This is a genomic window from Mesorhizobium sp. M7A.F.Ca.MR.148.00.0.0 (assembly GCF_003997735.1).
Classification (GTDB): domain Bacteria; phylum Pseudomonadota; class Alphaproteobacteria; order Rhizobiales; family Rhizobiaceae; genus Mesorhizobium.
On sequence record NZ_RZTB01000280.1, the window covers coordinates 1 to 1249 of the forward strand.

1 protein-coding gene is annotated in these 1249 nt (G+C 60.0%); it reads left to right on the plus strand.

Annotated features, from left to right (window positions below):
• Positions 1-537 precede the first annotated feature (537 nt).
• A partial coding sequence (locus tag EOB49_RS33920) for a BTAD domain-containing putative transcriptional regulator (protein ID WP_281060632.1) occupies positions 538-1249 on the plus strand: 712 nt, incomplete at its 3' end.

Here is a 1249-nt window from a genome sequence, read left to right on the forward strand (position 1 = left end):
AGGTCTATCATCCCGATGCCACGCTGGCCGGCTGGCACGCCAAGCGCTTCGCGGCGTTCGAACTGCTGCAGCAGGCGGGCAAGGCGATCAGGGGCTGAATTTCCCGCTGTCGGTAATAGCGTGAGGCGGCGCCGCGGCATCTCCAATTGACCTCTTGGCCAAACGCCCGCGGATCATGTGGATTAGGCGGCGCAGCTGGCCGACGCTGTCGGGAGCCGATACACGATTGGCCGCCTGCTTTTCGAGGTAACACCCCAGTGCCAGGTCGTAACGCTGGAAATTGACGGCGTTGCCAGAGCGAGACGTTAGCCAGGGATCACCATACCAAAGTGGTGGCCAGTCGGTAGGATGCGGCAGCATAGCGTCCTCCTTGTGAAATATCTGTTTCGTCCGCTGCAAAGTGCATCCGTGCCGTGAGCCAGGTGTCGCCGCCGGCGTGATAGAATCGTGAAAAATGGTGCGGTATGCGAATCTCCGTTGAAATTAGCGGCAGCTAAGATGAAGGATCAGCGCTGAAGCTTTGCTGAGGCGAATCCGATGGCGCACCTCTCCCTGCTGGGCGGTTTCGATTTCGCCGATGATGCGGCGGCAGCGCCGGTGTTCGGCCGCAAGACCCGTGCGATGGTGGCCTATCTTGCACTGCAGGCAGGCCATTCCCACTCACGTGAAAAATTGGCTGCCCTGCTTTGGGGAAGCAATGGCGAGCCGCAGGCCCGAATGAACTTGCGGCAGGCCTTGTCGATGATCCGCAAGGCGATGCCCTCCGCCAAGGGCGGACGGTTCCTTGCTGACGGTGATACCATCACGCTCAACCTCGACGATGTCGATGTCGATGTTGCTCGGTTCGAGGCGTTGGCCGCCCGCTCGACCCCACATGATCTGGAACAGGCAATGGCCCTCTATCGCGGCGATCTCCTCGATGGGTTCGGTCTCAAGGAAGAGCCCTTCGAGGATTGGTTACGGGTGGAGCGAGAGCGGCTGCGGGCGAAGGCGGTCGTGGTGCTCGAAAAACTCGTGGTGACCTATTCTGAAGTTGATAATCATGCATCCTGCGTGGAAGTGGCGACGCGTCTACTGACCTGGGAGCCGCTGCGCGAAGACGTTCATCGGATGCTGATGCAGGCCTTTGCAGCCCAAGGCAGGGTCAATCTGGCGCTGAAGCAATATGAGCGTTGCCGCGATGGACTGCAGCGCCAGTTGCACCTGCAGCCCGAACGGGAAACAAAAGAGCTGTATGATCAGCTTCGTT